We start from the raw sequence: 24,740 nt of genomic DNA, 5'->3' as shown, positions 1-24,740 counted from the left end.
TGACGACGGCGCTACTCGATCGCCTGACCCACCGATGCCATATCCTGGAAACTGGAAACGACAGTTTCCGCTTCAAGGCCAGCGCGGCTGCAACAGAAATTAAGAGAGGAGAAAAAACCAATCCCTTGACCAAACCATGATCTGAAAAACATACTCGAAGGTGGCTCAATTCTCGGTGAAAAAACCGGCTCAGTTCCGCGTGAAAACCAACAGTAACATGACCTTCGATTTCAATCGGAGGTTTTCTATTGGATGCTTATTGTGGAGACTATTTCGAAGATACGTCGTCTTGCACATGTGCAGGGCAAAACAATCAAAGCGATCTGTCGGGAACTGGGCGTTTCGCGCAAAGTTGTGCGGAAGGTTCTGCGCAGTGAAGAGACTGATTTCAAATACGCGCGCTCCCGTCAACCGCAGCCAAAGCTCGGTCCCTGGCGTGATCATCTTGATGGAATACTGCTAGCTAATGAGGCGAAGGCCTCGCGCGAACGCCTGACTTTGATCCGGATATTCGAAGATCTACGCGATCTTGGTTACGCGGGTGGCTACGATACAGTCCGGCGTTATGCACGCTCGTGGTTGAAAGAGCGCGGGGCCGTGACGGCGGAGGCTTATGTGCCGCTTTATTACGCACCCGGCGAGGCCTACCAGTTCGACTGGAGCCACGAGATTGTCGTTCTGGGCGGTGTGACGACGGCGGTGAAGGTTGCGCATATCCGGCTCTGCCACAGCCGGATGATGTATGTGCGGGCCTATCCGCGCGAGACGCAGGAGATGGTGTTCGACGCGCATGATCGGGCGTTCGCCTTTTTTGGCGGGGCTTGCACACGCGGCATCTACGACAATATGAAGACAGCAGTGGAAACAGTCTTCGTCGGTAAAGAGCGTCAATACAATCGCCGCTTTCAGCAAATGTGCAGTCATTTCCTGGTCGAGCCGGTGGCCTGTACACCGGCGTCGGGCTGGGAGAAGGGTCAGGTCGAGAACCAGGTTAATCTGGTCCGGGAACGCTTCTTCACGCCGCGGCTGCGCTTCAAATCTTACGATGAGTTGAACGGCTGGCTGCTGGATAAATGCATTAGCTACGCCCGCGCTCATAAGCATGTCGATCAGACGGAGCGCACAATCTGGGAGGTGTTCGAAGAGGAGAAGGCCCATCTGGTCGGCTATCCGGGCAAATTCGATGGCTTCCACACGATACAGGCCTCGATCGGCAAAACCTGCCTCGTGCGTTTTGATAACAACAAATATTCGGTGCTATCGACTGCCGTTGGCCGCCCGGCCGAGATACATGCTTATGCCGACCGCATCGTCATACGGCAAAATGGTGTCGAGATCGGCCAGCATGAACGCTGCTTTGGCCGTGGCGAGACGATTTATAATCCATGGCATTATGTTCCGGTCCTGACGCGCAAGCCGGGAGCACTGAGGAACGGTGCACCATTCCTTGATTGGGTCCTGCCAGCCTCCATGGAGCATGTTCGGCGAAAGCTCAAGGCCATGCATGATGGGGACCGGCAGATGGTGTCGATCCTAGAATGTGTCGGTATCGACGGCCTTCCTGCAGTCGAAGCGGCCTGCCAGGAGGCGCTTGATCAAGGCGTATTCTCCGCCGCTGTGATTATCAACATTCTGGCTCGCAAGCGTGATCCACAGCCCGCCGCCATTCTTTCCATCCCCGATGCGCTGCGCCTGACCCATGAGCCTGTGGCAGACTGCGCACGTTATGACAGCCTCAGGAGGGCAAGCTGATATGGAACGATCTCAAATCTTCGACATGATGAGCACGCTGAAGCTTTACGGCATGCGCAGCGCCTATGACGAGATCATGGCCTCTGGCATCAAACGCCAGCACGAACCACCGCGCATTGTCGGCGACCTGTTGCAGTCGGAGATCGCCGAGAAACAGGCGCGCTCGATTAAATACCAGATCACCGTCGCAAAGCTGCCGCTGGCCAAGGACATCGACGACTTCGACTTTACCGACACGCCGGTCAATGAAGGACTGGTGCGCCGGCTCGCGAGCGGAGCTTTCCTTGCCGAGCAGCACAATGTCGTTCTCGTTGGAGGAACTGGCACTGGAAAATCCCATTTGTCCATCGCACTTGCCCGTGCCTTGATCCGCAACGGCGCGCGCGGGCGCTTCTACAACGTCGTCGATCTCGTCAATCGTCTTGAAACGGAAGCGCGTAATGGTAAGCAGGGGCGTCTTGCCGACTTTATCTCCAGGCTCGATTTCGTCATTATGGACGAGCTTGGCTATCTTCCGTTCGCCCAAGCGGGCGGACAGTTGCTGTTCCACCTCATCAGCAGGCTCTACGAGCGAACTTCAATCATCGTCACCAAAAACCTGACGTTCGGCGAATGGCCGACTGTCTTCGGCGACGCAAAAATGACCGCCGCTCTGCTCGACCGGCTTACCCATCATTGCGAGATCGTTGAAACGGGAAATGAATCGTGGCGCTTCAAAAACCGCTCTCAAAGCTAAAGCCGAAGAACGCTAGTGATCCGCGCGCGCAAACCCTGCACTAAATTGAAAGTTCCGGGCCCGCGCACGCTAAACGTTGCAACCTAAAGGAGGGGTACTTTTTGGACGCCGATAAGGGGTTCCGTTTAAACGCCGATTGACACACAATACAGCGATCTGGCACGCATTGCTTTGGAGCGTGCTAAAACGGCGCGTGAAGCCGTCGAGATTATCGGCGATCTTATCAATAAGCATGGTTATACGACTTACGGTGGTAACTCGCACCTGATTGCCGATAAGAATGAAGGTTGGGTAGTGTTGCAGTTCGCGGGCGGCAAAGGCTTATGGGTCGCTGAGCGCTTAGGTCCAGATGATGTGCGCGTTTCATATCCTGGTTATATTGGCGATATTCCAGCCGACATCACTGACAACAAGTACTACATGGCTTCCCCGAATTTTTATGATTTCGCCATCGAGCAGGGTTGGTGGAAACGTGATGGCGATAAACCGTTTAATGTTCATGCCGTCTATAGCGAACAAGACCGCCCTATGCGAACCGGTCAAAAGCACTGGACAATTGAAACCGTGGAAAAAGAACTCCACGATATGGCGCCGGTCACACTGAAAAAAATTATGGAGCTGGTCCGTGATCCGCGTGTATCAACTGAGCGTTCCGGTTATGGTGAAGTTGCTCAGCTGCGTGATACAGCGCATTCAGGTTTGAATCTGCTGTGGGTTGCACCAACAGGTTCGGTGACAGCGCCCTTTGTGCCTTACCATATAGGTATCAACAAGGTCATTCCAGAATATGGCATTCATCGATACCTGTTCCGAGATGCTGGTTCCACATTCCTGAATGCTGAATACCAGTCGCAGGAAGCCACACAGTTTGCTGGACGGCTGTTTAAGCGGCTTATGTACCATGCGTGCGCAAACCCAGAAACATTCATGCTTGAAATAACCCAAGCCCTTGAAGCCTTCGAAGCTAAGCAAATCGATGACATTCCTGAAGTTCAGGCGACAGCTGACATCCTTTACACGGCTGAAAAGCCCGAGCTGGCTTCTAAATATTTGACCGATTACAGCGTCAGTCAGTCAGAACGAGCATTAGATCTTGGTGAAGCACTGCTTGCGTCAATCGAAGCGCGTTCGAAACTCCTCTACGGCATTGAAACCGCTGAAGGCACTGCTATCAATGCTGAAGGTACTGACATGCCATGCCGTAAAAAGTAAATTCCACCAACCGAACAATACATTAAAACTGATGCACGGACCTTTTGACGGTTCGTGCATTCTTAGCTTTCGTCAAAAAGTCGAACGATTAGTCTCAACATCTGGTTCGTAAATTAAACTACAGCTTTTTAGACGTTCGTTAGCTTCACTCTCATAGATCAACGCGTACTATTGAACGAAAACGCATAATTTGGATTCAAGAACGGTCGTAAAGCAGCCGAAATCAAGGTTCCAAAATACCAGGGATTTCCGTAGTTCAGTACAGAGATATTTTCATGGGTTTGTTGGCGGTTTAGTAAGAGGATTTTCAAGAAGCCATAACCAGTTCTGTGCGGGCGTTGAGCTGCGGATGCCAGTACTCGGAGGTTTTTTTGCAAGTCCATAGTCATTGCTGAGCTAAGTTCTGCGCCTACTTTGGCAAAGCTACCCCAAGTGCACTATTCACGCTCATTAAAATATTCTTGATTGGCAATCAGTACGTCGGCCAATGATAGGGACGAGTGGATCGTATCGCTCCAAGGCGGAAAATGCGGTGACTTGGTGCATACAGAAATTTTCTATAGACTATGTAATTCATATGCATTACAACTAAGCTTTAAGTTGGAGAAACTTATGGCTTCTAACGCACTCGTTCAAACTCGCATTGATGCCGAAGTTAGAGATCGTGCCTCTGCGGTGCTTGAAAGTATGGGTCTTACGGTGTCGGACGTAGTTCGTATCTTACTCACACGGACGGCGAATGAGGGGGCATTACCGCTCGAACTTATATCAGGCAGCGAAGCGCACGATGCTTGGTTTCGCAGCAAGGTTCTTGAAGCGCTTCGCGACACGCGACCCGACGTGCCGGATGATGAAGTCACGGCTCATTTCGAAAGACGACGGGCGGCAGCGCGCCTTAAAGCAGCGGCGCTCAAGTCGTGAAGCTCACCTGGTCCGCATTTGCGTTATCAGATCGAGACGCCATCTTCACTTTCATTGAGGCGGAGAATCCCTCATCTGCAATCTTGGTCGACGAACGGATAGTCGCGGCTGCTCGTCGCCTAATTGAATTTCCGGCGAGTGGTCGGGTTGGCAGAATTGCCGGGACGCGGGAACTGGTGATAAACGGTACCCCATACGTCGTGGCTTATGCTGTAACACAATCGGTCGTTCGTATCCTCCGCGTACTTCATGGCGCACGGGAATGGCCAGATATGATTCCTACGAGCTAAGCTTCAAACTTTATTTCTGGGATCAACGGGGCGCCAATTCGCTTCTCTCCAAGATAGACGGGCGATATTGCCGTTGAGGAGGGCAATCAGCAAGAATCTTGGCTGGTTATCAATGTTGTCACCCGGTTGAATAATTGAACGGTAGAGTTCAAAACCCGTGAAACGCCATATCGAGCGCGGATACGATCTCGTCATGTGAAGCAGAAAGGTTTGTGACTGGGTTCTTTAATACCGACACCGGAATTGCCGACATAAACTGTGTGACCAACACATGCTCGTCTCCTTCAATCTCGAAGCTCGGATTGAGCCGCTTCGCCGGGATGGGAGCCATCGCTTTAAGAATTAGAGGCTTTTCCATACTCGACCGAGGCTAAAGCGGGTTTCCAATGATGTCTTGTGGCTGTACTAGGTGTGTTATATCGAGCAATCTGATGGGTTATACGCATGCGCCTTCAGTCTCCATGGACTCCTCGTCTTTCAGATAATGGCAATACCCCCGCAAACAGGCTGGTAGAAGCTTTGTCAGAAGACATTCTCTCGGGGCATTTGCTTGGCGGCGACAGACTTCCTGCCCATCGGGATTTGGCCTGGAAACTGAACCTCGGAGTAGGCACAGTCACGAAAGCCTATGCGATGCTTGAGCGGCGCGGATTGGCGCGCAGTATAAAGGGCAGTGGTACATTCGTCGCCGTCTTTGAACCACGAAAGGGCCCTGCAATTGATTTCTCGGTCAATCGCTTGCCCGTTATGTTAAGTGATAGACTGTTGGCTGGTACACTTTCTGCAATTTCAAGAAAAATAAATTCAGCCCACGTCAATCTTTATCCCCCACCTGCAGGCCACGATGAGCATCGGCGTTTGTTGGCACGCTGGCTCGAAACCCTGAGCATTGAGGCGGAAGCAAAGAGGATCATATTAGCTGGAAGCGGGCAGCAGGCACTGTGGCTTGCTTTCGATATTCTGTGCGGTGGCAATGGATTGATTGTCACAGAACGTCTCAGCTATTCGGGAGCTATTGCACTTGCGCGCTATCGCGGCCATCCAATGCGGAGCGTTAATATTGATGACCAGGGTATGGTGCCGGATGATCTCGATCGTGTGCTATGCGAAGAAGAGAACAGCGGGCGCCGTCGCCTTGTTTATCTAACCCCTACGCTCCATAATCCTACGACGATTTCTATGGGAGCAAACCGGCGAAAGGAAATTGTGGACGTCTGCAACAAGCGAAACGTCCCGATTGTCGAAGATGGTGTCTATACACTGGGCGCCTCTCCCAATCTTCCTCCACTCGTCACCCTGGCACCGGATCGCGTCTTTCATGTAACGAGCCTCTCCAAGTCACTCAGTCCAGGATTGCGACTGGGCGTTCTGGTGTTGCCTTCAGGCTGGGAGGAATATGCCGAGGAAGCCTTACGTGCGCTGCCACTGTCTTCTTCGCCAGTAGACTATGCGCTTCTTGAAGAGTGGTTTACCAGTGGTGTTATGGAAACGGTGAGGGGCACTTTGCGTGCCGAGGCGCGGCAAAGAGCAAAACTGTCCCGGTCATTCTTCGATAACAGGACAATCATGACCGATGACTGTGCTTTTCATGCGTGGCTGCCAATGCCTCATACGGAAGCCGAAGCCTTCGAAAAGGCAGCGGCTACGCTTGGCGTTGTTGTTACAGAGCCGGACGCCGTGCGCGCTGATCGAAACGATAATGCGACGGGTATCCGGCTATGTCTGGGCGGGCTTGGTATGGAAGACCTCACCACAGGTCTAACATTGCTCTCGCGGTTGAAAATAGGGGATCATTCTTAGAAATAGACGTTACTCTGTAATTCCTAACAGCCCTTAAATCGGTCTCACCATTTAAAGCTGGAAGATACCATAACCTCTCTGCCATCTCCGTAAAGACACTTTGCAAATTCGCAAATAGCGTATTCTTCCTTGAAGAGGTTTGTGGCATTCAATGACAAGGTAATGTTTTTGGTCACTTCATAGCGAACCATTGCATCGACAAGCGTGTAGCCTGGTATTGGCTTATCTATGCCTGATGCGCTGGTCGATCCGGTGTATCGTACACCACCTCCAACGATCAGTCCGTCGATGCCCAACTGAGTTACATCATAAGTCATCCAGAGAGCAGCCTGATGATAGGGTGTGTTTTCACTGCGTTGGCCAAGTTCCAAAAGTTCTTCACTCTTGGTGATCCGGGCATCTGTGTATGAATATGAGGCCACCATGGTCAGATAATCAGTCAGCTCGGCTTTGGCTTCAAGCTCAAATCCACGCGCACGCCGCTGACCGATCTGTGTGAGCTCATCTGCGAGTGTACGGGTGACGATATTGTTCTGATCAAGCTGATAGACGGCTGCGCTGAACAACATATTCGTGCCGGGCGGCTGATAACGAATGCCGGCCTCAATCTGTTCTCCCGTCATAGGAGAGAAATTCATGTCTTCGACATATTCAGCCACAGAAATCGGGAAGAAGGATTGTGCATAACTCACATAGGGAGCCAGTCCATTCTCAGCTTCGTAAACCACCCCAGCGCGCCAAGTTGTTTTTTCAGAATTGCGGCTGATCGACTGGTTGTTCGCGTGATAGCCGAAATCCTGATCAGCCCAGTCGTGTCTTACGCCAAGCAGTACGTTCCAGCGTTCATCAAAGGTGATTTTGTCTTGCAGATAAATACCATGCTGTACGGTTGTTGTTTTCGCACCACGGTTACGAGCAGGGTCACGATTTACTGTGAAGCTTGCACCATAGACGGGATTGTTCAGGTCGATTGATGGAGCAGCTGCGCGAAAATTATCTGAATCATACGATGTGTCGTAAAAGTCATAACCGACGAGCAATGAATGTGAGAGTGGACCTGTATCCACATCGAATGCAACATTCATATCATGTGTGAAGCCCTTCGCGCCATCATGACGGTCGCTGTACTGGCGAGCCAGTATGCCTGTCTGTGCGACCTGATTAACGGCAGCGGCGCTCGTCTGGGCCATCATATAACGCCAGTCCAGATCGGATTCGTAATAGCGTGATTTTGCCGAGAACCGCACATCATTGTCGAAACGATGGGTAAATTCGTAACCCAGCGCACCCATATTAGTTTTCATCCGATCATAGTCCGGCTCGCCAATAAAAGTGTCGCGGCCGAGGATGAATGGGCCATTACCGATGCCTTCCACAATTTCGTAGGGTAAGGCAGCGGGGAAACGTGTGTTGGTCTTCTGGTAAAAGCCAAGCATGGTCAGCGATGTGTCTTCATCAGGCTTCCATTCCAAAGCCGGGGCGATATAGATGCGGTCATTGTTCGTGTAATCAACGTTGGTGTCGCTGTCGCGACCAAGAAAAGTCAAACGATATGACAATGTGTCGGTTATGGCATCGCTGAAATCTGCAGTAAGCTGTTTACGGTTATGAAGCCCGCCCTGAACCGAGACTTCACGCAGAGTCTCGGATGTCGGGCGTTTGCTGACGCCATTCACAAAGCCGCCCGGCGAAAGCTGGCCATAAAGAACCGAAGCCGCACCGCGTACAACATCGACGCGTTCAAGACCAAATGGCTCCTGCGTACCATCATAAGAGTTGTTCTGCAGCCTCATCCCGTCGCGCAGCATCCCACCGGTACCCGATTCGACGTCGAATCCACGAATTCTGAACCGGTCGGCGACGCGCGAGAATGGGCCGGGCTGTGCCGTGAAACTTGGTGTATAAGCAAGCACGTCAGCAAGAGTTTGCGCTTCGCGATCTTTGATTTCGGTAGCTGAGACTACCGACACTGATTGGGGCGTAAGCAGGATAGGTGTATCCGTTTTCGTGCCACTACTGCTGACCTTAGCTACATATCCTTTAACAGGTTCCGTTGAGCTGGCATTGTCCTGCACGACAATCGTTTGCAGCTGAATTCCAGCATTCGTTTCCTGTGCTGAAACACTGCTCACCGCAAGCGCCATCATCGCGCAAGCGAGTGGAATGCTATATGGCAATGCAGACATGTAGGGCAGGCTGCCGATATTCGATTTCAGATGGTTTACCGGCATAGAATTCCCCAATAGCGATGCATGAATTAGTGGAGGCTGGCAGGCCACCGTATAAACATGACAAGTACAGTCAACAAAGATATGCTCTCGCTATCATGTGATTCACTTTGAATAAATTAAAAAAGTGTCACAACACACTTATTGCAGCGCGCTCACTAACGCGCGGATGATATGACGCGATTGGAAGAGCCTATCAGAGCCGCTTCTTACAATTGTGCACGGAGATGCTGGCTATGTTCGAAATGAAGCGAGTGAACGTTTATCGTGGCACCCAGCATATTCTCCATGACATTGATCTGAAAATTCTTCCGGGGCGTTTTACCGCTTTGATCGGGCCGAACGGCTCTGGCAAATCAACGCTTCTGGGCAGCATGGCGAACTCGGTCGCGATATATAGCGGTCATGTTGAACTTGGTTCAAAGCAGCTTGTTTCATACTCGAGACGCGAACTGGCCCGGCAAATGGCATTCTTGCCGCAACATGTGCATACGCCGGTCGGAATGAGTGTGCGTGAACTACTTGCACAGGGACGGTTTCCGTGGAGAAGCTGGCTCGGTGGCTGGTCAAGCGAAGACGAAGACGCTGTCTCGCGTGCCGTTGCACTTTGCGGCATTGAACAACTCATCGACAGACCATTGCAGAGCCTTTCAGGTGGTCAGTTGCAGCGTGCATGGATTGCAATGACTTTGGTTCAGGATACACCAGTTATTCTGCTCGACGAACCTACGACATTTCTGGACGTTGCAAACCAGTTAAGCCTGCTTGATCTGCTGTCGGTCTTGCGCGATGCAGGACGCACAGTGGTTGCAATCCTTCACGACCTCAATCAGGCGGCGCGTTATGCAGATCAACTTGTCATGCTGAAAGATGGGCGGGTGGTTGCCGAAGGCGCGACACAGCAGGTCTTCAATGTGCCTAATATCGATAATGTGTTTTCGGTGCGATCAAGAATGCTTGATGATCCGGAAACGGGAATTGCAATGTGCATTGCTTCTTCCTGGGCGTGAAGGGTGCATCCTTTGTCAGTTTATCTGCGTTCTTTTCAGTTTTTCGCCCTTTTTGTGCTGCTAATCGTGGCTGCAATCCTTCATCTGAAGCTCGGAGCGCGTCAGCTTGACTGGAGCGTGGTCTGGCAAGCACTTGTCGCCTATGTTCCGGCAGACCCATTGCATAATATCGTGATGGAAATGCGAATGCCTCGTTTGATCAGTGCTGTCATCGTCGGTGCAACCCTCGGTCTTGCAGGCGCGTTAATGCAGGCGGTCAGTGAAAACCCGCTTGCAGATCCCGGGCTGATGGGGGTGAACAGTGGTGCTGCCTTCTTTGTCGTTTTCGGTTTGCTTGTGCTCCCCGGTAACACGCTTGCCATGATACCGCTTCTCGCCTTTGCGGGGGCAATTGTTGCAGCAGCGATCGTTCTTCTGAACAGCGGATCGGACCCCAATCCGGTTCGCCTCGTTTTATCCGGTGTGATGGTTGCGGCCCTGTTCAGTGCCCTGACCTCTATGGTTCTTTTGCTTGACCAGCAGGGGCTTGAAACTCTGCGGCGCTGGCTTGTTGGTTCGCTTGCTTTTGACAGTTCAGTAACCCGCTGGCAGACCTTTCCATTTATCCTTCTCGCTGGATGCATTGCAGTAGCGAATATTCCCGCACTTAATCTCCACCGATTGGGATCGCAGTCGGCGGCGTTGATGGGGCTGAACGTATTGCGGATGCGGCTCTCATCACTTTTGGCGATCGTGCTTTTGGCCGGATCATCTGTTGCAATAGCTGGTCCTATTGGCTTTGTCGGTCTTATTGCTCCGCATATTGGGCGTATTTTTCTCGGTAATGACTATCGGTTCCTCGTCCCCGCAGCGCCTCTGATAGGTGCACTGCTTATTGTTACTGGTGACATCGTATCACGCACGGCATTACGTCCACTGGAGATCAATACGGGTATTGTGACTGCTATCGTCGGCGGCCCCATTTTCATCGCTCTCGTTCTGGGGAGAGTGAAATAATGGCAGTGCAAACCCATATCACCAATCACACCCGCAATCGGTTTTCTCATGGTCGGATAATTCTGATTGCTGCTACTGTGTTTCTTGTTATAGCCGCAATATTGGCAATAAAGCTCGGCAGCTATCCTGTTACACTAACAGAAATTATTAAGGCGGTCATAGCGCCCCAAAGCACTGATAATATTTTGCGTAGCATCGTGTTTGACACGCGTCTTCCACGCATATTGCTTGCCATTTTTTCTGGTATGGCGATGGCTCTTGCCGGAGTGATATTGCAGGTAGTGACACGCAATTCACTGGCTGCACCCGGATTGGTGGGTGTTGAGGCAGGGGCTGGTATCACCGTGTTGACTGCGCTCATTCTTTGGCCATCTGAGCTGGCTGTTGAGCTTTATCCGCTTGCGGCTTTGCTTGGTGGGCTGCTGGTTGCATTGTTTGTTATCGCTCTTGCCTGGAACAAAGGGGTCTCGCCCTTGCGTCTCATTCTGGTGGGTGTTGGTGTAACAGCGATACTCAGTGCATTGGCAGACCTGCTTATCACCTACGGACGGATCGAACATGTTGAATCGGCTTTGCTCTGGCTTGCAGGCAGTCTGCATAGGGCAGGGTGGGAAAATGTGCGGGGGCAATTCTGGTGGCTGCTTCTTGCCGCTGTTCCCATATTGTTGTTTTCCTGCCAGTTTGACCTGTTTCAGCTTGGTAATGCGGTTGCAGCAAGTCGCGGCCTGAATGTTGCGCGCTTTCAGATCATCGCACTTTTGCTGAGTGTGATGCTTACCGCTTCTGCGGTCGCGAACGTTGGTACAATGAGTTTTATTGGTCTCTTAGCCCCTCATGCTGCAAGGCTTTTGGTAGGGGAAAGGCATAGATTGCTTTTCCCTCTGTCTGCATTGATTGGTGCAAGTATTGTGCTTGTCAGTGACACAATCGGCCGAACCGCTTTTGCTCCACTTCAGATTCCGGCGGGACTTGTGGTTGCAGTGATCGGCGCGCCCTATCTTCTTTATCTGCTGTCGCGAAAAGGAACGACCCGATGACCAGAATAGCGTCAGCTTTGCTTATTCTTATATGCAGTTTCGGCTTTGTTGTTAGTGCTTATGCAGAAGAAACAAGAACATTTACCAATCGTTTTGGCTCGGTTGAGGTGCCAGTTCACCCACGCTGTGTGGTGTCATTGCACGATTTCAGTCTGACAACGCAATTGCTGGAATTAGGGGTTGTGCCTTGTGGTTCATCTGGTCGCAAGCGCTTGCTTGCGGACACTATTTATAGGGGTGCATCGCAGAGATACGATACGTCAGAAATCCAGTATATCGGAACGCATCAGGCTCCTGATATTGAAACAATTGCGGCATTGAAGCCAGACCTGATCGTGGGGTTGTCTTATCACGCAGCGCTTCGCGATAAGCTTTCAGCAATTGCGCCTGTTGTGCTGCTGCCTTTACGTGAAGAAGGCATATTAACCTATTCAGAGCAATTGGCTGATCTTGTTGGTAAACGTCATCGCTATGATGAATTGCATCGGGAGTATCAGGATATAGTCAGCGAATTCGGAAAGCGCGTAGAGAAACCAGCTTCAATCACAGTGACACCGATGGAGATTTATCGCGATGGTTTCAGAATTATCGGGCGTGGTGGCATGGAACAGGTGATAAAGGATTTTGGTCTTGGTCATGTTCCCGCTTATGAGAATAGCGAAAGCGATATACCCTATAGCTTAGAACGCCTTTCCGACTTTGACAGTGATATCATCATCGACACTTACGAAGAAATGCTGGACGAGGAGGCGGAAATGCGCGCCTTCCGGTCGACTGTCCAGTGGCGCAATCTGTTTGCTGTTCGCAATCGTCAATTTCTGTATTTTAATCGCAGTCGTTACGGCGAGACGATGCAAGGCCTAATTGGTTCTGCGACTTTGCTTCTATCGCATATCGGCGAGCGAGAAATCCTCCGGCAGAAGCCTTAATAGGTTGTCAGGTCAACGGCGTAATTGAAACTGCGATCCAGCGTTCAACCTGATCCCTATCGCCGTCTGGCTCTAGCGTGCTGCAGCGTGTATTGACGTCAAACTGATCCAGCTTCAACTGGATGAGCAACTGTTGAGATTGAGTGGAGGCAATAATCTCCGCTTCAATTTCATTCGTGTTCCCTGCTTTGCGCTCAAGAACAACTTTCTCCTGTGGCCCAATATCATTCCAGAATGAAAGTGCGGCGTGCTCGGCGACCTGTTCTAAGGCGTCGATTTCCGGATTGCCTCTGTACGCTGGCAGGAATGGAACACCTTTGCTAAGGCAGGACAGGAAATCGGAAACGTCCTTTGGCTCGAGACGTCCATATCTGGCGCGCTGTGGCAAAATGAGCAGCGACGCGGCAAAGCGACATCCGCCGATATGCGTTGACTGTAGAACCCGGAAAACCGTCGGGTCGGCCTGATCACGCAGCGCTTTCCAGGTAGCAAAACCATAACGTGCGCAGCAAGGGTCCTGCTTTCCATCTGTACAGCAAAGGATGGTAATGCGCTCATCGCGCTCTCCGCAGAGTTCCCCTCCCGAGGCCAGTACCAGCAATTGCTCGGTGAGAATGTCAGTCGTTGCTGTGCGTAGAATAATGTTGTCGCATGAGAGAGCAATTTCATCTCCCTCTACGAGCGCCACATGGATACCAGCCTGATTAGCCGTTATCATTGCCTGTGAAAGTGCTTCAGGCATGTCAAACGCATTCGTTCTTGGAACACGCCAGTGGCGTCGCGGCCAATGGAGGAGCGCGTAACGTGGGGCGGTCCCACCAACTCCTGGCATAGGTTCACCCCGCTCCAGACAGACGTCGCGACAGAATTTATGAGCACTCATATTTAGCCAAGTTGTAAGAGCTCCTCACACGACCGACGGTTTGGTAATCCAAAACACACGAATTGCCTATTCATATACATTCATTGTGCTTTGTCGCAACGATGAACTAACAGTCATTCGAAAATGGCTGATACGAGGTGCAAATTTCTGACTGGTGGCCTGGAACCACAACCGCTTAAAAGCTGGCGTGTTAAAGCACGAATGTTCTTGACTCTACGTCAATAATATCAACCGGCCATCAAGTCTGCCGGGATTATCGAGAGATCGGGCGCGGCATTGCGTTTTTTTCACAGACACGGCCAAACCGATTTGTCTGCTGATGCGCTTGCTTTCCTGATGCATGCGGCCCTTGCAATACGGACACCATTTTAGCATCGCTCAAGAGGACACACCCAGAATACAGTTCCGACAATCTGAATAGGGAACATCAAGCTGAAAATTCCGACTACCTGAAATCCGGCGCAGCCAACTGCTTTGCTCCGCTAACTGGCTGTCCTAGGCGAAGAGTACAGTCAATCTCCATCACGGTAGTTTAGCGACCATATATTGAAAGCGGCAAGAAATTATTGATGTAAGACGCCGCTACTAAAAAATAACCCTCAATTGAACTGTGGTTCTGAGATCTTACGAGCCCATCCACCTGCGTCGGATTAAGCTTCTCATCTGCATGTCGGCAGATATCCAAGGGGATTGGTCCTGATTAAGCGGAACGGTTATTTATATAAGATTTGGTTATGATGTCATGCCTGAGCGTGGATTGATGAACACGCTATGAAGCGCCTAAAATATTTCTCAACTGAGGAAGGAAATTCCATGCACGATTCAACACGTTGCGTTCATCATCCGGAAGTTTCGCACGAAGGTTTCAAAAGCCTCGCAGTGCCAACTTATCGGGCATCCACGATTGTTTACCCCGATGCTCAATCATTTTCTGCACGCGGCAAAAGAGGCTTCGACGGCTATACCTACGGTCTGCACGGAACGCCGACCGCCCGTGTGCTTGAGCAGCAGCTCACGCTGCTGCATGGCGGAGTCCGCTCAATTCTCGTCCCATCCGGACAAGCTGCCGCATCGCTGATTTTACTGACGTTCCTGCTACCCGGGGACCGGGTGCTCATTCCAGATCACGTCTATTCGCCTGTGCGCTATTTCTGCGAGGATTATCTGAAGCCACGCGGGATTGACTACGACGTCTATGACCCACTTATCGGCGCAGGGATCGCAGACGAAATTGACGATCGCACGAAACTCGTCTGGATTGAATCGCCAGGTTCGGGCACGATGGAAGTGCAGGATGTTCCAGCAATTATCAAAGCTGCGAAATCCAGAGGGGTTTTAACAGCATGTGACAATACCTGGGCTTCACCATTGCTGTTTAAGCCGCTGTCCCATGGCGCAGATTTTGCGGTTGAGGCTTTGACCAAATATATTGGTGGCCACTCGGATCTGCTGCTCGGATCCATTACTGTGGCAGATATTGAACTGCGTCAAAAAATTAAGCTGGTGCTGCGCGATATGGGTATCGGGGTGTCTCCGGATGAGGTTGCACTCGCTTTGCGCGGCATTGAGACACTTGGCGTTCGTCTACGGCATGTTGGGAAGGTCTCTGAGGAATTTGCGCAGGCTTTGCAGCAAAGCAGTGTGGTTGAACGCGTTTTGCATCCCGCGCTGCCGTCCTGCCCGGGCCACGAATTCTGGAAGCGCGACTTTGCAGGATCTGCTGGTGTGTTTAGTGTTGTGCTAAAATCAGGAGCAGAGGCAAATCTCGAATCCGCCATGACCGAACTTAAGACCTTTGCAATTGGTGCATCCTGGGGCGGAACGAGAAGTCTGATTGCGACGACCGCTCTTAAAGAAGAACGCACGGTCAATCCCTGGACGTCAAAGGGCACAGTTTTGCGGATCAGTATTGGCCTGGAAGACGAACAGGAGCTCTGGCAGGATCTTTCGGAGATGCTTTCAAAACTCCAGTAAGTGTACTTCGATAACAATTTGCATATACACACAAAGCGGGTATCTTTCGCTTTGTGGCTAGTCTCGCATGGTATTGCTGCCTGTATCGAAATGGCCGGGCCAAAGAGATAATGTCGGGCAATATGAATTTTAGACAGATCGAAATTTTCGCCGCCGTGATGCGGGCAGGAACTGCTTCAAAAGCCGCAGAACTCCTTGGAATCACACAACCCGCTGCAAGTCGCGCCCTGTCAGATCTCGAAACTGATGTGGGATTCACGCTTTTCGACCGTGTTCGTCAGCGATTAATTCCAACGCCTGAAGCGTGGCAGTTTTATAAGTCCGTGGATGCGTCCTTTCGGGGTCTGGACACCATTAAGTCGGAAGCTGCCCGCATCCGTGATCAGGGCTCTGGTCGGTTAAGGGTCGCGTCCCTTTCTCTGCTCGGATCAACCCTGGTTCCCAAAGCAATTGCGCGTTTTCGTGCGCGACATCCGGATATCAATGTAACGCTCCACGTCCTAGGATCGCGGGATGTGCGCGATCTGGTTGCGTCCGGACAATTCGACGTCGGACTGGCGGCGGATGAAATCGACGTTACGGGTGTGGCACACCAACTGTTTTTATCCCCCAATACCATGATTGCGATGCCTGTGGATCATCCGCTTGCGAACAGAGAGACGATCCGCCCCACAGACATATCAGGGCATCCTTTCGTTGCTTATGTCGCTGAAGACAGGGCGAGGCAACGCTTTGAAGCGATCCTGGCCGGTGAAGGCGTTAAGCCGAATGTTGTCGTTGAAACTATTTATGCATCCACGGTCTGTTCACTGGTCGCAGAGGGCGTCGGGATCGGACTGGTCAGCCCCTACGTGCTCGGATCGCTTGACAGGAACAAAGTGGTTCTGAAACCCTTCGAACCAGCTGTTCAGATTAAAAGCTTACTGATTTTACCGCCTGCAAAGCCGAAGTCTTTGCTCGTGCGCGATTTCATAACGGCTCTCATGGAGAGCAGGTAGACAGATCATAACATCTGAGCATGAAGTTATGATGCAGGTTCCCTTGTTCTGTATGTGATCGAAAATTACGATCTCATTATGCCTAAGACGCGTTCCGACGAAACGAGTATCGCGCTGCTGGCCTGTGACAGAAAAAGGGGAACTGAATGTTCACAATCAGACGCATTCAAAAACTGTGTGTTTCTACATCGCTGCTGGCAAGCCTCGCGGTCATGGCTTCTGTAATCGTCGCAAAAGCTGATTTCGATGCAGCTTCAATAAATAAAGACGAGGCACTCGCAAGCAGGCTGCCTGCTGAAATCAAATCGAAAGGTACGCTGACAATCGGTTCAGATACGACTTATCCGCCAGCTGAATTCCTGGGCGGTCCCGATGGCCAGACGCCTGAAGGAATTGATGTTGATCTTGCCAAAGCAATGGCAGCTAAATGGGGCGTCAAGCTTGAGTTTTTAACCGCGCATTTTGACAGCATCCTGCCAGCTATTGGTCCGCGGTACGATCTGGGCATTTCCGCATTCACGATTACAAACGAACGCTATAATGCCGTTGATTTTGTGAGCTATTTCAACGCAGGCAAGCAATGGGCTGTACAGGCAGGAAATCCTTCGAAATTTAATCCCGACGATCCGTGTGGAAAGATTGTTGGAACACAGACGGGATCAACCGGTGAAAAAGCTGTACGAGAATTTCAGAAGACATGTGAAGACGCACACAAGCCGACAATCGAAATTGTATCGATGCCCAAACAGACCGATCTCATAACGCGACTGATTAATGGCGCTGTTGACTCAATTTATGCCGGCTCCACCAATATCGGATATGCCGTCAAACAGACGAATGGGCAGCTCGAGACCATCGGTGAGATCACTTATCCATCTCCCAACGGGATTGCGGTCGCGAAAGGCCAGACTGAGTGGGCCGGACTGGTCGCGGATACGCTGAACGTGCTGATCAAGGACGGTACGTACGGTCAGGTCATGGAAAAATGGGGCATTCAGGCCGCAGCTCTGGAGAAGGCCGAGGTCAATCCGAAGGTGGACGAATAACCGTTCGGACGAACGAGACCTTTGATCAGTTAAGCAGGAATCGAAATGACCTCTCCACATTTGCGACCGGAAATTGTGCTTAATAGCCCTGTGCCTGTGAGGCATTACGGACGATGGGCACTAACCGCAGTCCTGGTATTGTTAGCTGTTGGTATAGCAAGCAGTCTGGCGACGAATAAAAACTTCCATTGGGACATTGTGGGGCAGTATCTTTTCGATCCACAGATTGTGCGGGGTGTCGGCTGGACCCTGGTTCTGACCGTCGTGGCGATGGCTGTATCTATCGCCATCGCCGCCATCCTCGTCATCATGCGGGGTTCAGGCAATCCAGTCCTATCCACGTTGAGCTGGCTGTGGGTTTGGTTCTTCCGCGGAACCCCGGTTTACACCCAGCTTGTCTTCTGGGGGCTGCTTGCTGTGCTCTATCCAAGGTTTTCATTAGACCTGCCATTTGTGGGGACAATTTTCGACGTCAGGACCAAAGACGTCTTTACTCCGGCGATCGCGGCGATTGCAGGACTGGCTTTCAATGAATCGGCATATCTGGCGGAGATTTTCCGTGCTGGTTTTAAGGCCGTTGACGAACGGCAGACAGAAGCCGCGAAAGCCCTTGGCATGCGACGCATGAAAACAATGTTCCGCATCTTCATTCCACAGGCAATGCGGATGATTATTCCACCGACTGGCAATGAAACCATTGGCATGTTGAAAACCACATCACTGGTTCTAGCTGTACCCTTTGCATATGATCTTACTTTCGCAGCAAATACCATCTCCAATAGACTCTATATGCCCATACCGCTGCTTATAGTTGCAGGCATCTGGTACTTGTCTATCACGTCGCTGCTGATGTGGGGCCAGTCGTATCTTGAACGCTATTTCGGTCGAGGCGTTGACCGTTCGCAAACGACAATAGCAGCGAAGGAAAGCCAATGAGCCCCGATCTTTCTAAATCCGCGACCCCGTGCGTGAAGATTATGGGTGTCCATAAGTTCTACGGCGCCTTTCAGGTTCTCCATGATGTGGATCTCATCATCAGTAAAGGCGAGGTTTGTGTCGTGCTGGGTCCATCAGGTTCGGGGAAGTCCACACTTCTGCGATGCATCAATCATCTGGAAACGATTGGCGCCGGGACAATAAGTGTTAATGGCGACGTCATCGGGTACGAAGAAAAGAACGGCCGCCTTTATTGTTTGACGGAAGCTGCAATAGCGTCGCAGCGCCGCAACATCGGAATGGTTTTTCAACGGTTTAACCTTTTCGCGCATATGACCGCACTTGAAAACGTGATGTCGGGCCCGCTTCTCGTGAAAGGGCTGAAGAGACGCGACGTTGAACCGCTCGCCAGATCCCTGCTCGATCGGGTGGGTCTGAGTGAACAGGTTCTAAAATATCCGGCACAGTTGTCAGGTGGTCAGCAACAACGCGTCGCCATAGCGAGCGCACTGGCAATGAAGCCCGATCTCATGTTGTTTGACGAACCCACCTCTGCACTCGATCCGGAACTCGTTGGCGAGGTCCTGGAAGTCATGAAAGATCTTGCGAAAAGCGGGATGACCATGGTCGTGGTCACGCACGAAATAGGTTTCGCAAAAGAGGTCGCTGACACGGTGGTGTTTATGGATCAGGGCAGGATCGTTGAAAGAGGTCTTCCGCACGAAGTTCTGGATCAACCTCAGAACCCGCGGACACAGGCTTTTCTTTCGAGAGTCCTTTAGAAATCTGACACTGCAGGGAATGTAACGATGCAGAAAGCCATCGACGGAAAATGCACGCAGCTTCTTGAGCGGGAAGTTGTTGAATTTGTACAAACTCTCATCCGGATAAGGTCTGAGAATACTGGAAACCCTGAAACGGTCGGTGATGGTGAAGCAGTAGCCGCGGCCTTTATACGTGATAAGCTCGGTGAACTGGGACTTCAGTCGACTTATCTCGAACCTGTGCCCGGACGCGCCAATCTTGTTTATCGTGTGGAAGGGAGCAATAAATCTGCTCCTGCCCTCATCCTGCATGCTCATCTTGATGTCGTGCCCGCCAATGATGAGGAATGGACCGTGCCACCTTTTTCAGGCGAGATCCGCGACGGAATGCTTTATGGCCGTGGCGCGGTCGATATGAAGAACATGGCGGGGATGATGCTGGCCGTCGCCCGCGATCTTGCACGAGAAGCGATTATTCCCGAGCGGGATGTCATTTTTATGTGGTTTTCCGATGAAGAAAACGGCAGCGTCTATGGCTCCCAATGGCTGACTGAGAAAGAAACTCACCTGTTTGACGGCGCTTCTGAGGCTATCAGTGAAGTGGGCGGCTTCTCGATCACCCTTCCGAACGGGAAGCGGGCCTATCCGCTCGCAACCGCCGAAAAGGGAGTCGCCCGGGTTAAACTGACCGCTCGCGGAACGGCGGGGCACGGGGCACTGGTGAACACTGAGAATGCTATTACAAGGCTCACCGAGACTGTGGCGCGGATTGGCAATCATGTCTTCCCGATTGTTCGCACACCGCACCTCAACAAAATGCTCGATGGTCTGGGTGAACTCCTGGGGTTGCAGTTCAGTGACGATGACATCGACGCTCAGCTTGAACCATTAGGTTTTTTCGCGTCAACCTTAAGAGCATCACTTCGAAACACCGCCAATCCCACCATGCTAAATGCGGGTTACAAACGAAACGTTATTCCTTCGTCTGCTGAAGCCGTGATCGACGGCCGTGTTCTGCCTGGCGCACAGGACGCTTTTGTGAAAGAAGTCGAGGCACTCGTTGGACCAGACATCGATATCGAATGGACATTTGGCTGGACGATTGAATCACCGGTCGACACGCCGCTTATGGAAAAAATGGCCGCAGCTATTAAGCAGGAAGATCCTGACGGCACTATCATTCCTTATCTGCTGCCTGGTGGAACCGATAACAAGCTTCTCTCAAAGATCGGGATCAACGGATACGGTTTTGTGCCAATGAAAGTTCCCGCAGATTTCGACGTATGGGGTCTGTTCCACGCTGTCGATGAACGCGTTCCCGTCGATGCACTGAAGTTTGGCGTCCGTGTCTTCCGCAGGCTTTTGTCTGCTTGCTGAGGTGAAACCGGACGATGACGATTCTCGGTCCGTTGCGAAATCGCGATTTCGCCTCTATCTGGCTCGCCTATAGCCTTTCGATCGCAGCCACGACAGTTTTGCCAACTGTCTTAACGCTATGGATCCTGGACTGGAACCAGGGCGTTGGGGCGCTGGGGATAGCCTTATCTGGGCGTACGTTCGGATTTCTGGCGGGTGCACTGATCGGCGGAAACGTGGCAGATCGGTTTGATCGCCGCAATGTGCTCGCCATTGCCTGTGCCGTCAGAGGTTGCGCGGCCCTTACTATTGCATGGCTGACGGGAAATAAACTTGTGGCAGTGACAGCGTGCCTTTTTCTGGCTGGCGGTGGTGAAGGTGCATTCCGGAGTGCTTACCAGTCGATTATGCCGGATATCCTCCATCAGGATCTCCTTCAGTCCGGGAACGCACTCTCAACATTGAGCGCCCGCATTTTACAAACGGCTGGCCCGATGGTGGCTGTTATGCTCTATGCCACTACCGGTGTCCGAATTGTGATAACGCTGGCCGCAATCTGCTGGATCGCTGCATCGATCATCGCTTTCACGTGTGTTCCTGCGCAGCCTGTATGCGGTGGAAAAAGCGCGCGTTCAGAGAGTTTCTTCTCTTCGCTCGCGGAGGGTATCGCTGAGGCACGGAAACATCGATGGTTTCTGGCGGGCATTCTCGCTTTGCTGATATGGCTGGGTGTGGGTAGCAGTGTTCAGCAGCTTTTGCTTCCGGTAATCAGTCGCGAGGCACTTGGTGGGAATTCATTTATCGGATATGCCCTTGGCTCCTACGCGATCGGCGCTCTGTCTGGTGGTCTGATCCTGGCGAAATGGAGACCACATTATGCAGGGTTATCGGCCTTCACAGGTCTCGCGCTTTATGGGTTCGTGCCGCTCGCTTTGTTGTCACAAATTGACTATCTCATCATAGGGGCTTATTTTCTGGGTGGGTTTGGCATCGAACTGTTCAATATTCCCTGGTTTACAGCGATTCAAAGAGAGATTCCGAGGCCATTGCTGGGACGTGTTACGTCAATCGATTTTCTGGTGTCTTACGCCGCCGCTCCTCTGGCACTCGCACTGATGCCTGCTTTCATAACGTTCGCCGGCGAGAGTAAGACGCTGACTGTGGCAGGCTTGCTTGTTCTTACGGTACCTCTCCTGGCATTGTTCGCCCCCGGCACCGTTTATCTCAAAGAACCGAAACATCAGTCTTATCCGCCTCCGCAATAATGTTTATCGCACGACAGACCAACACACTTAACCAGAATAAGGCTTACCAATGCGCGCATCATCTCCTTCGGTTGCGGAAGCAATGTCAGAACACTGGAATACCCGGGCGCATCGGTTCAATGGCGCGGCATCGCATGTCCGGCTGGAAGATGACTGGACAAATATTTTCTCACATGTAATCGGAGCAGATGCTCTCGATGTTGTTGATCTGGGATGCGGGACCGGTGCCTGTTCGCTTTTACTTGCAAAACTTGGCCATCGGGTTACCGGAGTGGACGGTTCGCGCGAGATGCTGCGCCTTGCGACGGAAACAGCTAACGACAAGGAGCTTGATATCTGGTTCATTCAATCGACAATGGATGAAGCTCCCCTTGCAGATGAAAGCGCGGACATTGTCACCCTCCGGAACGTACTGTGGACACTGGAGAACCCGGCAGGGGCCATTGCGCTCGCCCATCGGATTCTTCGCCCAGGCGGAAAAATCGTTGTATCTGACGGCGTCTGGTTTGAGCATCGCGAGAACAATAGTTACGAGCTGTTTGGTGCAAAACTGCCTTTCTATAATGGCGTTACCGAGGATAATGCGCTCAAACTGCTCTCTCTTGCCGGGTTTGCCCAGACAAAGTCCTGGCAGGATCATTTTCCACAACATCCATATGGCCCAGTCTACGATGATGATACCCAACTGATTAAATTCTTCGTTCTCAGTGCGATCAAACCCGAATGAAATGCACCAGGCTGTTGCCCGTAGCGAGCGAATGAACTAGCCTCAGCGTGTCGGTTCCCAAATGGGACGAACAGGGAATTCACAGCAGTAATTGCTGCTTAAAGAAACTGCCCCCGCAACTGTAAGCGGCTAGTCCTGATCAGTATCCACTGGGTTGTACAGCCTGGGAAGGAGAGCAGGACAGTGATCCGCCAGTCAGGAGACCTGCCGACAGAACTGCACTTACCGTCGGCGGGGTGTCCGGGGGATGGAGGGCCTGTCCAGACCTGACATATCGGTCTGATCGCCGGCCCGTACCATTCTTTGCGCTCTTCCGGCTCAACTGGTCGGGACTGGAGCCAATGAAGTCATTACGTTTAGCAGCATTTTTCACAGCAGCTGTCTATATTCTGTTATCGAACGCGAACGCAGATGAAACACAATATCCCCTCAAACTAAGCAATTGCGGACAGGATGTAACTTTTACAGCTGCGCCTGAGCGTGTGCTGACTGTCGGGCAGTCAACCACCGAGCTGTTGTATGCACTCGGACTTAGCGACAAGGTCATTGGAACATCAGTCTGGTTTAACGAAGTTCTGCCTGCTTACAAGGCGATTAACAGCAAAGTCGAACGTCTCGCCGACAATCATCCGAGCTTCGAAAATGTTGTTTCCAGGAAGCCGGATCTCGTAACGACACAATTCGAAGTGCATGTTGGTCCTCAGGGTGTGGTTGGCAATCGTGATCAGTTTAATGAGCTCGGCATAAATGTTTATGCGATGCCTGCTGACTGTGTGGGCAAGGACAACCTAATCGGTGGAGATGGCGCGCGAAAGACGGCTTTTGATATCGTGACGGTTTATCAGGCTATCGATGAGTTGTCGGAGATATTCAACGTTCAGGAGCGCGGCGCTGAGCTGAAGAAACAACTTCAGGATCGGATTGCTGCTGCGAGCGAGAAGTCAAAAGTTGCTGAGGGCAAGAATATCTCGGCAGTTTTTTGGTTCTCAAGCCCTGACGTTGAACTCGATCCGTTTGTGGCCGGTCAGAAAGGCATACCGGGCTATATCATGAAGACCCTTGGAATCCGCAACGTTGTTGAAACGGATGAGGAGTGGCCATCGGTGGGCTGGGAAACAATTGCTAAGGCGAACCCCTCAATCATCGTTCTCGCACGGATGGACCGGCGCCGGTTTGAGGCAGATGATTATGAGGTGAGGCTCAATTTTCTGAAAACCGATCCGGTTGCGCGGGAAATGGATGCAGTTAAGAATAACAGGATTGTTATTGTGGATGCCCATGCAATTCATGCCGGTATCCGGATACCAGATGGCATTGAAGCAGTCGCCGACGCGATCGAAAAGCTTAACTGATGCGCCCATGAAACAGATATTGTTTAAGGCGTCACTTGCAGCAATCCTCATTACCTGCGGCGCACTTTCTGCGGGGGCTGAGACCTTCGAGGTCAAAATGTTAAACGGAAACGCCACAGGCGGAATGGTCTTCGAGCCGGACTACCTGCGCATTACACCAGGCGACCGTGTGAAATTTGTCGCAACGCAGCGGGGACATAACGCTGCCAGTATTGCAGATTTTTATCCGGAAAGTGCTGAACCGTTTAAAGGAAAGATCAACGAGGAAATCGAAGTCGTTTTCACGGAAGGCGGCTTTTATGGGATAAAGTGCACTCCTCATTACGATATGGGTATGGTGATGCTGATCCAGGTGGGTGAGCACCCGATAGCAACTTTAACTCTTCCCGATAAGTTGCCCAAAAGCGCGCATGCGCGTTTCAAAGATATCGCTGAACGATCACAAAACCAGAAATGATACGCAACTTGAAAGGCTCCCTTCGTAAGGGGAGCCTGAGCTATCTTTTGAAGGATAGTTTGCATTTTGTT

The 24,740-nt window shown here is 51.6% G+C and carries 23 protein-coding genes, 1 pseudogene and 1 riboswitch; of the genes and pseudogenes, 21 read left to right on the top strand and 3 right to left on the bottom strand.

Annotation, left to right across the window (positions count from 1 at the left end; genetic code table 11):
* The 6 genes and pseudogenes from VBH83_RS12895 to VBH83_RS12870 form a co-directional block, all read left to right on the top strand.
* Window positions 1-140: ATP-binding protein (locus tag VBH83_RS12895; protein ID WP_396998095.1), on the top strand; the 140-nt coding region annotated here is incomplete at its 5' end.
* 112 nt (window positions 141-252) lie between these two features.
* Window positions 253-1,821, top strand: a pseudogene (gene istA / locus VBH83_RS12890) (IS21 family transposase).
* Window positions 1,754-2,488: an IS21-like element helper ATPase IstB gene (istB, locus tag VBH83_RS12885; RefSeq protein ID WP_396998083.1), complete on the top strand. Its 735-nt coding sequence runs from the start codon at window positions 1,754-1,756 to the stop codon at window positions 2,486-2,488. The pseudogene istA and the gene istB overlap by 68 nt, the downstream one beginning before the upstream one ends.
* 135 nt (window positions 2,489-2,623) lie before the next feature.
* Window positions 2,624-3,700: a C69 family dipeptidase gene (locus tag VBH83_RS12880; protein ID WP_396998093.1), complete on the top strand. Its 1,077-nt coding sequence runs from the start codon at window positions 2,624-2,626 to the stop codon at window positions 3,698-3,700.
* A 612-nt stretch (window positions 3,701-4,312) separates the two neighbouring features.
* Entirely contained in the window at window positions 4,313-4,621 is a 309-nt protein-coding gene (locus VBH83_RS12875; protein ID WP_094509687.1) for a type II toxin-antitoxin system RelB/DinJ family antitoxin, read from the top strand.
* Complete coding sequence (locus tag VBH83_RS12870) at window positions 4,618-4,911, top strand: type II toxin-antitoxin system RelE/ParE family toxin (protein ID WP_396998081.1); 294 nt, start codon at window positions 4,618-4,620, stop codon at window positions 4,909-4,911. The genes VBH83_RS12875 and VBH83_RS12870 overlap by 4 nt, the downstream gene beginning before the upstream one ends.
* Before the next feature lie 148 nt (window positions 4,912-5,059).
* Here the strand turns inward: VBH83_RS12870 and VBH83_RS12865 are convergent, their stop codons facing one another.
* Window positions 5,060-5,269, bottom strand: coding sequence for a CcdB family protein (locus VBH83_RS12865; protein WP_396998079.1), 210 nt, complete (start codon window positions 5,267-5,269; stop codon window positions 5,060-5,062).
* A gap of 86 nt (window positions 5,270-5,355) precedes the next feature.
* Between VBH83_RS12865 and VBH83_RS12860 the strand changes: the two genes are divergently transcribed.
* On the top strand, window positions 5,356-6,711 hold the full coding sequence (locus tag VBH83_RS12860; protein ID WP_396998077.1) for a PLP-dependent aminotransferase family protein: 1,356 nt from the start codon (window positions 5,356-5,358) through the stop codon (window positions 6,709-6,711).
* A 44-nt stretch (window positions 6,712-6,755) separates the two neighbouring features.
* On the opposite strand, the gene VBH83_RS12855 is transcribed toward VBH83_RS12860, so the two are convergent.
* Window positions 6,756-8,942 carry a TonB-dependent siderophore receptor gene (locus tag VBH83_RS12855; RefSeq protein ID WP_396998075.1) on the bottom strand — a complete coding sequence of 729 codons (2,187 nt, stop codon included), beginning with the start codon at window positions 8,940-8,942 and terminating at the stop codon, window positions 6,756-6,758.
* Window positions 8,943-9,175: 233 nt separating this feature from the next.
* Between VBH83_RS12855 and VBH83_RS12850 the strand changes: the two genes are divergently transcribed.
* Genes VBH83_RS12850 through VBH83_RS12835 form a run of 4 tightly spaced genes read left to right on the top strand, consistent with a single transcriptional unit; the run spans window position 9,176 to window position 12,911 of the window.
* A complete protein-coding gene (locus VBH83_RS12850) occupies window positions 9,176-9,949 on the top strand; it encodes an ABC transporter ATP-binding protein (protein ID WP_396998073.1) in 774 nt (257 codons plus the stop codon).
* Between the two features lie 12 nt (window positions 9,950-9,961).
* The gene (locus tag VBH83_RS12845; RefSeq protein WP_396998071.1) at window positions 9,962-10,945 is read left to right on the top strand and encodes a FecCD family ABC transporter permease; all 984 of its coding nucleotides are present in this window, start codon (window positions 9,962-9,964) and stop codon (window positions 10,943-10,945) included.
* A complete protein-coding gene (locus tag VBH83_RS12840; RefSeq protein ID WP_396998069.1) occupies window positions 10,945-11,982 on the top strand; it encodes a FecCD family ABC transporter permease in 1,038 nt (345 codons plus the stop codon). Before VBH83_RS12845 ends, VBH83_RS12840 begins: the two co-directional genes overlap by 1 nt.
* Window positions 11,979-12,911, top strand: coding sequence for an ABC transporter substrate-binding protein (locus tag VBH83_RS12835; RefSeq protein ID WP_396998067.1), 933 nt, complete (start codon window positions 11,979-11,981; stop codon window positions 12,909-12,911). The genes VBH83_RS12840 and VBH83_RS12835 overlap by 4 nt, the downstream gene beginning before the upstream one ends.
* A 7-nt stretch (window positions 12,912-12,918) precedes the next feature.
* On the opposite strand, the gene VBH83_RS12830 is transcribed toward VBH83_RS12835, so the two are convergent.
* Entirely contained in the window at window positions 12,919-13,653 is a 735-nt protein-coding gene (locus VBH83_RS12830; protein WP_396998065.1) for a sucrase ferredoxin, read from the bottom strand.
* A 954-nt stretch (window positions 13,654-14,607) separates the two neighbouring features.
* On the opposite strand from VBH83_RS12830, the gene metC reads away from it, so the two are divergent.
* From metC to VBH83_RS12780, 10 genes are all read left to right on the top strand, one after another.
* Window positions 14,608-15,768 carry a cystathionine beta-lyase gene (metC, locus tag VBH83_RS12825; RefSeq protein WP_396998064.1) on the top strand — a complete coding sequence of 387 codons (1,161 nt, stop codon included), beginning with the start codon at window positions 14,608-14,610 and terminating at the stop codon, window positions 15,766-15,768.
* Between the two features lie 122 nt (window positions 15,769-15,890).
* On the top strand, window positions 15,891-16,766 hold the full coding sequence (locus tag VBH83_RS12820; RefSeq protein ID WP_396998063.1) for a LysR substrate-binding domain-containing protein: 876 nt from the start codon (window positions 15,891-15,893) through the stop codon (window positions 16,764-16,766).
* A 146-nt stretch (window positions 16,767-16,912) separates the two neighbouring features.
* On the top strand, window positions 16,913-17,812 hold the full coding sequence (locus tag VBH83_RS12815; RefSeq protein ID WP_396998061.1) for an ABC transporter substrate-binding protein: 900 nt from the start codon (window positions 16,913-16,915) through the stop codon (window positions 17,810-17,812).
* Between the two features lie 45 nt (window positions 17,813-17,857).
* Window positions 17,858-18,748 carry an amino acid ABC transporter permease gene (locus VBH83_RS12810; protein WP_396998059.1) on the top strand — a complete coding sequence of 297 codons (891 nt, stop codon included), beginning with the start codon at window positions 17,858-17,860 and terminating at the stop codon, window positions 18,746-18,748.
* A complete protein-coding gene (locus VBH83_RS12805; RefSeq protein ID WP_396998057.1) occupies window positions 18,745-19,530 on the top strand; it encodes an amino acid ABC transporter ATP-binding protein in 786 nt (261 codons plus the stop codon). Before VBH83_RS12810 ends, VBH83_RS12805 begins: the two co-directional genes overlap by 4 nt.
* Window positions 19,531-19,557: 27 nt before the next feature.
* Window positions 19,558-20,889, top strand: coding sequence for a M20/M25/M40 family metallo-hydrolase (locus tag VBH83_RS12800; protein ID WP_396998055.1), 1,332 nt, complete (start codon window positions 19,558-19,560; stop codon window positions 20,887-20,889).
* 14 nt (window positions 20,890-20,903) lie between these two features.
* Window positions 20,904-22,133: an MFS transporter gene (locus VBH83_RS12795; protein ID WP_396998053.1), complete on the top strand. Its 1,230-nt coding sequence runs from the start codon at window positions 20,904-20,906 to the stop codon at window positions 22,131-22,133.
* Between the two features lie 49 nt (window positions 22,134-22,182).
* A complete protein-coding gene (locus VBH83_RS12790; RefSeq protein ID WP_396998051.1) occupies window positions 22,183-22,860 on the top strand; it encodes a class I SAM-dependent methyltransferase in 678 nt (225 codons plus the stop codon).
* Between the two features lie 34 nt (window positions 22,861-22,894).
* Window positions 22,895-23,087: riboswitch (cobalamin riboswitch) on the top strand.
* Between the two features lie 114 nt (window positions 23,088-23,201).
* Window positions 23,202-24,212, top strand: a complete 1,011-nt coding sequence (locus VBH83_RS12785; RefSeq protein ID WP_396998049.1) for an ABC transporter substrate-binding protein — start codon at window positions 23,202-23,204, stop codon at window positions 24,210-24,212.
* Window positions 24,169-24,669: a pseudoazurin gene (locus VBH83_RS12780; protein WP_396998047.1), complete on the top strand. Its 501-nt coding sequence runs from the start codon at window positions 24,169-24,171 to the stop codon at window positions 24,667-24,669. Before VBH83_RS12785 ends, VBH83_RS12780 begins: the two co-directional genes overlap by 44 nt.
* Window positions 24,670-24,740 lie beyond the last annotated feature (71 nt).

It is taken from the genome of Ochrobactrum sp. S1502_03 (assembly GCF_044435015.1).
Taxonomy (GTDB): domain Bacteria; phylum Pseudomonadota; class Alphaproteobacteria; order Rhizobiales; family Rhizobiaceae; genus Brucella; species Brucella chromiisoli.
The sequence above is the reverse complement of the archived record's forward strand: the minus strand, read 5'-3'. Positions and strand labels throughout refer to the sequence as shown.